Raw genomic sequence first — 7,750 nt, forward strand, 5'->3', positions numbered from 1 at the left:
CGCAAAGCCACCTAATGGTTGCCTTTGATCCACCTCCGGTCACCTGTTGGGGTCCTCGGTCGCTGCGCGATCTTGCGGACAGCGGGAAGGGCAAGGCTCGGACGTAACTGCAAGGGAGTCGAATCTTGAGGAAGTACATAGACGACGTAGCCGCCCGTCGCGCGCTGGAAACTGCCGCTCAGCACGCTGGCCACGCTCGTGACCCGCTGCCGTTCGTGCGGACGGGGCAAGTTGGGCGACACCCGGCGGGGAGTGGCGGGATCTTCCGCTGATCCGCAAGGGTGTGGGGGACTGGCTGTCGGACGTGGCCGACGGACTTCGCTGGTACTACGCCCCCGCCATCGAGGCGGAGGAGCAGCGCGCAGATTTGGAGCGGCGCGCCAGCAGCGCCGAGACCAACGCGGCGTACGCCGAAGCGGGAGCGCGGGCGCTCCTACGCCAGGAAGTAGCCTCACTGCGCCGTGACGCTGCCGCCATCGCCACTCCGCCGGCTCCGGTCGCGCTGGAGACCCTGCAATCGCTCGGCACCGTGGCGTCCGAGGCGGTGGCCGTGGGTGGTCCAGCTGATCGTGCTCGGCCCCAAGCGAGCGCAAGAGAATCCGGTGGACATCGCCGAGATACTCCCATCATGGCCGTCACCCAGCAGCTCGCCCGCATTCCGGCGGTGTATCTCGCCGCCTGCCGCCAGACAGCCAGCGCGTCACCGGACGGTGATGCTCGCTGGGATCCGCCGGCATCGGACGTGCTGGACCTGGACTGGGCCCCGGCCTTGCTTGCCCGCCTGGGCGAAGTGTCCGGGCTCGATGAGGCTCGCCTTGACGCTCTCCGCCAGGCCACCGACGGCGACACCGCTGTCGACCTGGGCTTCCTCAATACGCACCCGCACGCCATCGGCCCGTTCGGGCCTGTCCCTACGGCTCTGTCCAGCGCTCAAGTGGCGCGTGTCTCCGAACTGCTCGACCAGATCGACATGCACTCCCTCCTGGCCGCCCTGCCCACCGACGAGCGCGAAGCCGGATACCTGATCGGCCACGGGGCCGACCACATCATCGGCGGCCCGCGTGAGTACCTGCTGAAGCACTTCAACGCCCTGCGGGACTTCTGCCTCGACGCAGCAAAGCGCCACCTGCTCATCGTGCTCTGGTGGGACTGACCCTGGCCCCAATCGAGGCGTCTCCCCCACGAGCACCTGGGGCATTGCGTGACCGTCCACATCTAGGAAATCGGGCTGCGTCGGGATGGGCTGCCAGGCAGCATGGCGGGGTGTCTGATCTGCTGTGGGATGACGTTGCGTACCTTTTCGATCCTGATCTGATGGGTTCGCTGCCAGACATGCGCGTCCCAGATGCCTCAGTGGAGGACTGGCAGGCACTCCTCGATCTCGTCGGTGAGCGCGGCTGGAAATGCCAGTACTCCGAGGGCGAGACGGTGCTGCCGGTGCCCAGGGCGGAGACCGTGCTCTCCCGCTCGGCCGACGCTGAATGTCCTGAGCTGCGGGTCTGGCCGTCAACCGAGGTGCTGGCGATCTTCCGCTTCCATGCGCCGGAGCAGATCGACTTCGATGTGGATCTGCGGGAGCTTCAGGGACAGGAGCGACTCGATCTGTTCTGCGGTTTCCTGCGGGACATCGGTCGACGGATGGGCAAGCCGGTGCTGATGGATCCGGAGGGCGATTACGGTCATCCGGTACTCGGGTTCGATGTTGAAGCGGATCGTGTTGTGCGCCTGGCGGAACCGCCGCCCATCGCGGGGCCGCCAAGAAGGTAAGGGGGGTAGGTCAAGGCCGACATCCGCCCCGGGGTCACCGACGGGCTCACATCCAAGGTCGAGACCGTAGAGCGCCACCTCGCGCAGTAGCGCGTCAGGCGCCATTCAGGCGGAATGACGCCGGATGCGCAGGGGGGGTGGGGCCCGGCCCCACCCTCCCGTCCGCAGAGCGCCGCTTCGCGCCGGAAAAGCACGAGAGGGCGGGACAGCCGATCAGGCCCCCCTTGCCACGCCTCCGCCATGACCCCCCACACCCGCGTGTGCGGCGGCGACGGTCAGTCGCCGGCCAGCGCGCTGCCCAGCGGGGTGCGCTCGTACAGCACCTGGTGGCCGTAGCGGCGCGACGTGAGCAGGCCCGCGTCCCGCAGGACCGCCAGGTGCGCCGACACCGACGACAGGGCGAGGCCGTGCCGGTGGGCGAGCGCGGTCGTGGTCGCCGGTTCGCCCAGGCCGCCGAGGATGGCGGCGCGGTTGGCGCCGAGCAGCCGCACCAGGGCCTCGGAGGCGGCCTGCGGGGCCTGCCACAGGCCGCCGATGCCGCGCGCGGGATAGACGACGGTGCCCTGCCAGGGCGGGTCGAAGCCCGCCGCGATGTCCGGCCACACGAAGACGCTGGGCGCCAGGACCAGGCCCTCGCCGCCCAGATCACGGTCGTGCTCCGTCGGCTTGTGCAGCGTCAGGGTGCCGTCCGCCCAGCTCAGCGACGGATGGAGGTCGGCGAAGAGCCCCGTCAGCCCGCCGTCGGCGAGCCTGCGCGCGCGGAAGGCGATGTCCGCCTCCAGCACGGCGCGCAGCCGGGGCCAGTACGGGGCGACCAGCGTCTGCCAGGCCCGCTCGTACAGATCCGCAAGGTCCAGCACCGCGCCCGCCGGGTCGGCCAGCATCGTCCGCCCGTGCGGGGTGTCGGCGGCGCCGGGGGTGTCCGCCAGCGAACGGGCCAGGTCCTGTCGGGCGACCTCCGGGTCGGTGGCCCGGACCCGGGCGAGTTCGTCCTCGATGGCCGCCGACGGGCCCTGCGGGGGCGGGCACAGGAAGTCCGGGCTGTGGCCGGGGCGGGGCATCAGCAGCCACAGCGGGGTGAGGTCCAGCGCCCGGGCCGCCTCACGGGTCTGCCGCAGCCAGGGCAGGTGGTACGTCTGCAGCCCGGGCTCCTTCAGGGTGCGGACCGCTCCTTCGGTCTCCCACAGCGGCGAGAGCGCGAACCGGCAGCGCAGCAGGTCGTCCGGTCCGAAGCGCATGCGGAACGGCACGGCACGCCCCCTGGTCCTCGACTTTCGGCTGGAGCCGAAACACTACGGCGTGCCCCCTCCCGGCCGCCAGGCTGCGCGCATGACGCTGAACACCGACACCACCGGGGCCGGCCCGGCGGCCGCGCGCGGGTACCGCGCGGTTTTCGCCGTACGGGAGTTCCAGGCCGTCTTCGCGGCCCACGTGCTGTCGCTCCAGGGCACCGTGGTCGCCGAGATCGCGCTGTCCGTGCTGGTTTTCCGGCTCACCGGGTCGCCGCTGCTGACCGCGCTCACCTTCGCGCTCGGCTTCGTGCCGTACGCGCTGAGCGGCACCCTGCTCGCCGGGATCTCCGACCGCTTCCCGCCGCGCCGGGTGCTCGTCCTGTGCGACCTGCTGTGCGCGGCCTGCGCCGCCGGGATGGTGCTGCCCGGAACACCGATCGCGGTCCTGCTGGGCCTGCGGTGCGTCATGGCGATGATCGCCCCGGTGTTCACCGGCACCCGGGCCGCCAGCCTGGCCGACATCCTGCCGGGCGACACCTTTGTGCTGGGCAGGTCCCTGATCCGCATGGTCGCCCAGGGCGCGCAGATCGTGGGCTTCGGCGTCGGCGGGTTCCTGCTCGTCCTCCTCCCGCCCCGGGCCGCGCTGGGGCTCACCGTGGTCGCCTTCCTCGGCTCCGCCCTGCTGCTGCGCCTCGGCACCGCGCGACGCCCCGCGCGTGGCGTCGGCGCGGCGCGCTCCGCCGGCGGCAGCGGCCGTCTGCTGCGGGACCCCCGCGTGCGGTCTTTGCTGCTGCTCTGCTGGATCCAGCCGTTCTTCGTGGTGTTCCCCGAGGCCCTCGCGGCGCCGTACACCGACTCCATCGGCGCCGGCACCCCGGGCCTCGGCCTCTTCATGGCCGCGATGCCCGTCGGCACCGTCGTCGGGGAACTCCTCGCGGGCGCCTTCCTGCCCCCGGCCGCCCGTGCCCGCCTCACCGTCCCCCTGGCCGCGTGCTCCCTCCTCCCGTACGCCCTCTTCGCGCTGCGCCCCTCGTTGCCCCTGGCCGTCGCCGCGATGTTCACCACGGGCCTGACGGCCGCCTACACCCTCGGGCTCGACCAGTGGTTCGTGGCGGCGGTGCCGGAGGGGTTGCGGGGGCGGGCGATGACGTTGCAGTCGGCGGGGTTGATGACGATCCAGGGGCTGGGGATGGCAGCGGCGGGTGCGGCGGCGGAGTTCGTGGCGCCGCATGTGGTGACGGCGGTGGCGGCGGGTGCGGGGTCGGTGTGCGTGCTCGTGGTGCTGGCGCGGGTGCGGGGGAGTGCCGTCGGCGCGGCCTGAGGCGGCCGGAGACACGTGCTCATGGCGCCGCGAACCGATGGGGCGGTGCGCGGCGCCACGAGTGATGGGGGTGCCGGTCGGGTCAAGCGGTCCTGGGGCAGCTGACGTTGACCCCGGTCCGTGCGGCGGCGACCGCGTTGTGCTCGGCGGAGCCGCTTGGGGGCGACGGGCGAGGACTCCGGGCGGCTGGGCGCCCGGAGCGGTGTGGGGGACGCGCGGTGTTCCGCGCGGCAAGGAGCCTCGCACCGAATGACGGGTTAATGGCAGGTGCATTCCATCCTTTGGCCGGTTCGCGCGACGGCACCCCTGACCCATGCGGCCATCTCCCGGCCCAAAGGGTGACAACTCTGTCCCACGCGTAGGGGAAACCCTCCCCAGGGAGGGCGGCTTTCCGGTCAGGATCCGCCGCCGGGGTGGCTGAAACACCGCGGCAATACGTGTGATGGGGGCTCGGCGTATGATCACGCGCACCCTGGCGGCGGGTGGGGACCGCCGCGACCGCGGTGAGCACTCCCGCCGGAACGGCGGCGTCCGCCCCGCGAGACGCGGCTGCCCAGCATGTGACCGACGGGTAGGCTCGGGCCTGTGCCCAAGCCGCTGAGCCTGCCCTTCGACCCCATCGCCCGTGCCGACGAGATCTGGACCCGGCGCTGGGGGCGCGTGCCCTCGATGGTCGCGATCACGTCGATCATGCGCGCCCAGCAGATCCTGCTCTCCCAGGTCGACTCCGTCGTCAAGCCCTACGGGCTGACCTTCGCCCGTTACGAGGCCCTGGTCCTGCTGGCCTTCAGCAAGGAGGGTGAGCTGACGATGTCCAAGATCGGCGAGCGCCTCATGGTGCATCCCACCTCGGTCACCAACACTGTCGACCGCCTGGTCGCCGCCGGCTTCGTCGCCAAGCGGCCCAACCCGAACGACGGGCGCGGCACGCTCGCCTCCATCACCGCCAAGGGCCGTGAGGTGTGCGAGGCCGCCACCGAGGACCTCATGGGGATGAAGTTCGGGCTCGGTGCGTACGACGACGAGGAGTGCGCGGAGATCTTCGACCTGCTGCGGCCGCTGCGCATAGCCGCGGGGGACTTCGAGGAGTGACGCGCGCCACGGCCGGGGCGGGGCAGGCGCCGGAATCGCACCGGTTACGCTCGTCCGCATGAAGCAGAGTGTTCTGACCCGGTACCGCGCGCTCGCCTACGTGACGGGTGTGCTGCTGGTGCTGCTGACCATCGGCGTGATCGCCAAGTACGTGCTGGACGTCGACGGCGCCGCCGGCTTCACCCGGGTCGTCGCCATCGCCCACGGCTGGCTGTACGTCCTGTACCTGGTCTTCGCCTTCGACCTGGGGTCCAAGGCGAAGTGGCCGCTCGGCAAGCTGGCCTGGGTGCTGCTGGCCGGGACGATCCCCACCGCCGCGTTCTTCGTCGAGCGCAAGGTGAGCCGCGAGGTCGCCCCGCTGGTGGCCCCCGCGGGTGAACCCGTCAAGGTCTGACACCGCCTGACCTGCGGTTTCCTCCCCTCCCTCGGTGGACGGGAGGATTCGCCGTCGACAAATACTAGGACGTCCTAGTATTTTCGCCTTGTAGGGGTCGTCCTCGTGGCGCGGGGACCGGCCCGGCAGGCGAGAGAGGCGGAGACACGGCATGGACGCTGCAGCCATCGAGGAGGGGCGCAGCCGCTGGCAGGCGCGCTATGACGCCGCGCGCAAGCGCGAGGCCGACTTCAGCACGCTCTCCGGCGACCCGGTCGAGCCGGTGTACGGCCCGCCCGCGGGTGCCGAGGTGCCCGGTTTCGAGCGGATCGGCTGGCCCGGCGAGTACCCCTTCACACGCGGACTGCACCCGACCGGTTACCGGGGCCGTACGTGGACGATCCGCCAGTTCGCGGGCTTCGGCAACGCCGAGCAGACCAACGAGCGCTACAAGATGATCCTCGATGCGGGCGGCGGCGGCCTGTCCGTCGCGTTCGACATGCCCACCCTCATGGGCCGCGACTCCGACGACCCCCGCTCGCTGGGCGAGGTCGGCCACTGCGGCGTCGCCATCGACTCCGCCGCCGACATGGAGATCCTCTTCAAGGACATCCCGCTCGGCGACGTCACCACCTCCATGACGATCTCCGGCCCCGCGGTGCCGGTCTTCTGCATGTACCTGGTGGCCGCCGAGCGCCAGGGCGTCGACCCAGGCGTGCTCAACGGCACCCTGCAGACCGACATCTTCAAGGAGTACATCGCGCAGAAGGAGTGGCTCTTCGCCCCCGAGCCGCACCTGCGCCTGATCGGCGACCTGATGGAGCACTGCGCGGCGCGCATCCCCGCGTACAAGCCGCTGTCGGTCTCCGGCTACCACATCCGCGAGGCCGGCTCCACGGCCGCGCAGGAGCTCGCCTACACCCTTGCCGACGGCTTCGGCTACGTGGAACTGGGCCTGTCCCGCGGGCTGGACGTCGACACCTTCGCCCCGGGCCTGTCCTTCTTCTTCGACGCCCACCTGGACTTCTTCGAGGAGATCGCCAAGTTCCGCGCCGCGCGCCGGATCTGGGCCCGCTGGATGCGCGACGTGTACGGCGCGAAGACCGACAAGGCGCAGTGGATGCGCTTCCACACCCAGACGGCGGGTGTCTCGCTGACCGCCCAGCAGCCGTACAACAACGTCGTCCGCACCGCCGTGGAGGCCCTGGCCGCGGTCCTCGGCGGTACCAACTCGCTGCACACCAACGCCCTGGACGAGACACTGGCGCTGCCCAGCGCTCAGGCGGCGGAGATCGCGCTGCGCACGCAGCAGGTGCTGATGGAGGAGACCGGCGTCGCCAACGTGGCCGACCCGCTGGGCGGCTCCTGGTACGTCGAGGCGCTGACCGACCGCATCGAGGCGGACGCGGAGAAGATCTTCGACAAGATCAAGGAGCTCGGCGCCCGCGCGGTGCCGGACGGCAGGCACCCGGTCGGCCCGATCACCTCGGGCATCCTGCGCGGCATCGAGGACGGCTACTTCACCGGTCAGATCGCCGAGGCCGCCTTCGAGTACCAGCGCGCCCTGGAGAAGGGCGACAAGAGGGTCGTCGGCGTCAACTGCCACACCGGCTCCGTGACCGGCGACCTGGAGATCCTGCGGGTCAGCCACGAGGTCGAGCGCGAGCAGGTGCGCGTGCTCGCCGGCCGCAAGGGCGAGCGCGACGACGCGGCCGTCCGCAAGGCGCTGGACGCGATGCTGACCGCCGCCCGGGACGGCAGCAACATGATCGAGCCGATGCTGGACGCGGTGCGCGCGGAGGCCACCCTCGGCGAGATCTGCGGCGCCCTGCGCGACGAGTGGGGCAGCTACATCGAGCCGGCCCGCTTCTGACGAAGGACGCGGGGCCCGGCGGGACGATGGTCCGGCCGGGCCCCGCTGCCGTGGCCGCCGACCCCCGATCCCCGAGGAGGGGGGGATCCGGC

The 7,750-nt window shown here is 71.4% G+C and carries 7 protein-coding genes and 1 pseudogene; 7 read left to right on the forward strand and 1 reads right to left on the reverse strand.

Going from position 1 to position 7,750, the window contains the following annotated elements; translation table 11 throughout:
* Nucleotides 1-283 precede the first annotated feature (283 nt).
* The 3 genes and pseudogenes from AC3EUJ_RS34620 to AC3EUJ_RS34630 all read left to right on the forward strand — a co-directional run.
* Nucleotides 284-1,153, forward strand: coding sequence for a hypothetical protein (locus AC3EUJ_RS34620; protein ID WP_431968560.1), 870 nt, complete (start codon nt 284-286; stop codon nt 1,151-1,153).
* Between the two features lie 110 nt (nt 1,154-1,263).
* A complete protein-coding gene (locus AC3EUJ_RS34625) occupies nt 1,264-1,767 on the forward strand; it encodes a hypothetical protein (RefSeq protein WP_431968562.1) in 504 nt (167 codons plus the stop codon).
* A gap of 9 nt (nt 1,768-1,776) precedes the next feature.
* A pseudogene (locus tag AC3EUJ_RS34630) lies at nt 1,777-1,857 on the forward strand (thiamine-binding protein); the annotation flags it as partial.
* Nucleotides 1,858-2,042: 185 nt separating this feature from the next.
* Here AC3EUJ_RS34630 and AC3EUJ_RS34635 read toward each other — a convergent pair.
* Nucleotides 2,043-3,017 (reverse strand): ArsR/SmtB family transcription factor, encoded by a 975-nt coding sequence (locus AC3EUJ_RS34635; protein WP_431968564.1) that lies wholly within the window; start codon nt 3,015-3,017, stop codon nt 2,043-2,045.
* Between the two features lie 79 nt (nt 3,018-3,096).
* On the opposite strand from AC3EUJ_RS34635, the gene AC3EUJ_RS34640 reads away from it, so the two are divergent.
* The 4 genes from AC3EUJ_RS34640 to icmA all read left to right on the forward strand — a co-directional run bounded on the left by AC3EUJ_RS34640 (nt 3,097) and on the right by icmA (nt 7,658).
* The gene (locus tag AC3EUJ_RS34640) at nt 3,097-4,320 is read left to right on the forward strand and encodes an MFS transporter (RefSeq protein ID WP_431968566.1); all 1,224 of its coding nucleotides are present in this window, start codon (nt 3,097-3,099) and stop codon (nt 4,318-4,320) included.
* A gap of 585 nt (nt 4,321-4,905) precedes the next feature.
* Nucleotides 4,906-5,412 (forward strand): MarR family winged helix-turn-helix transcriptional regulator, encoded by a 507-nt coding sequence (locus AC3EUJ_RS34645; protein WP_319163135.1) that lies wholly within the window; start codon nt 4,906-4,908, stop codon nt 5,410-5,412.
* Between the two features lie 58 nt (nt 5,413-5,470).
* The gene (locus AC3EUJ_RS34650) at nt 5,471-5,806 is read left to right on the forward strand and encodes a DUF3817 domain-containing protein (RefSeq protein ID WP_431968567.1); all 336 of its coding nucleotides are present in this window, start codon (nt 5,471-5,473) and stop codon (nt 5,804-5,806) included.
* A 151-nt stretch (nt 5,807-5,957) separates the two neighbouring features.
* The gene (gene icmA / locus AC3EUJ_RS34655) at nt 5,958-7,658 is read left to right on the forward strand and encodes a coenzyme B12-dependent isobutyryl-CoA mutase large subunit (RefSeq protein WP_431968569.1); all 1,701 of its coding nucleotides are present in this window, start codon (nt 5,958-5,960) and stop codon (nt 7,656-7,658) included.
* The last annotated feature ends 92 nt before the right edge of the window (nt 7,659-7,750 follow it).

This window comes from Actinacidiphila sp. bgisy160 (assembly GCF_057707815.1).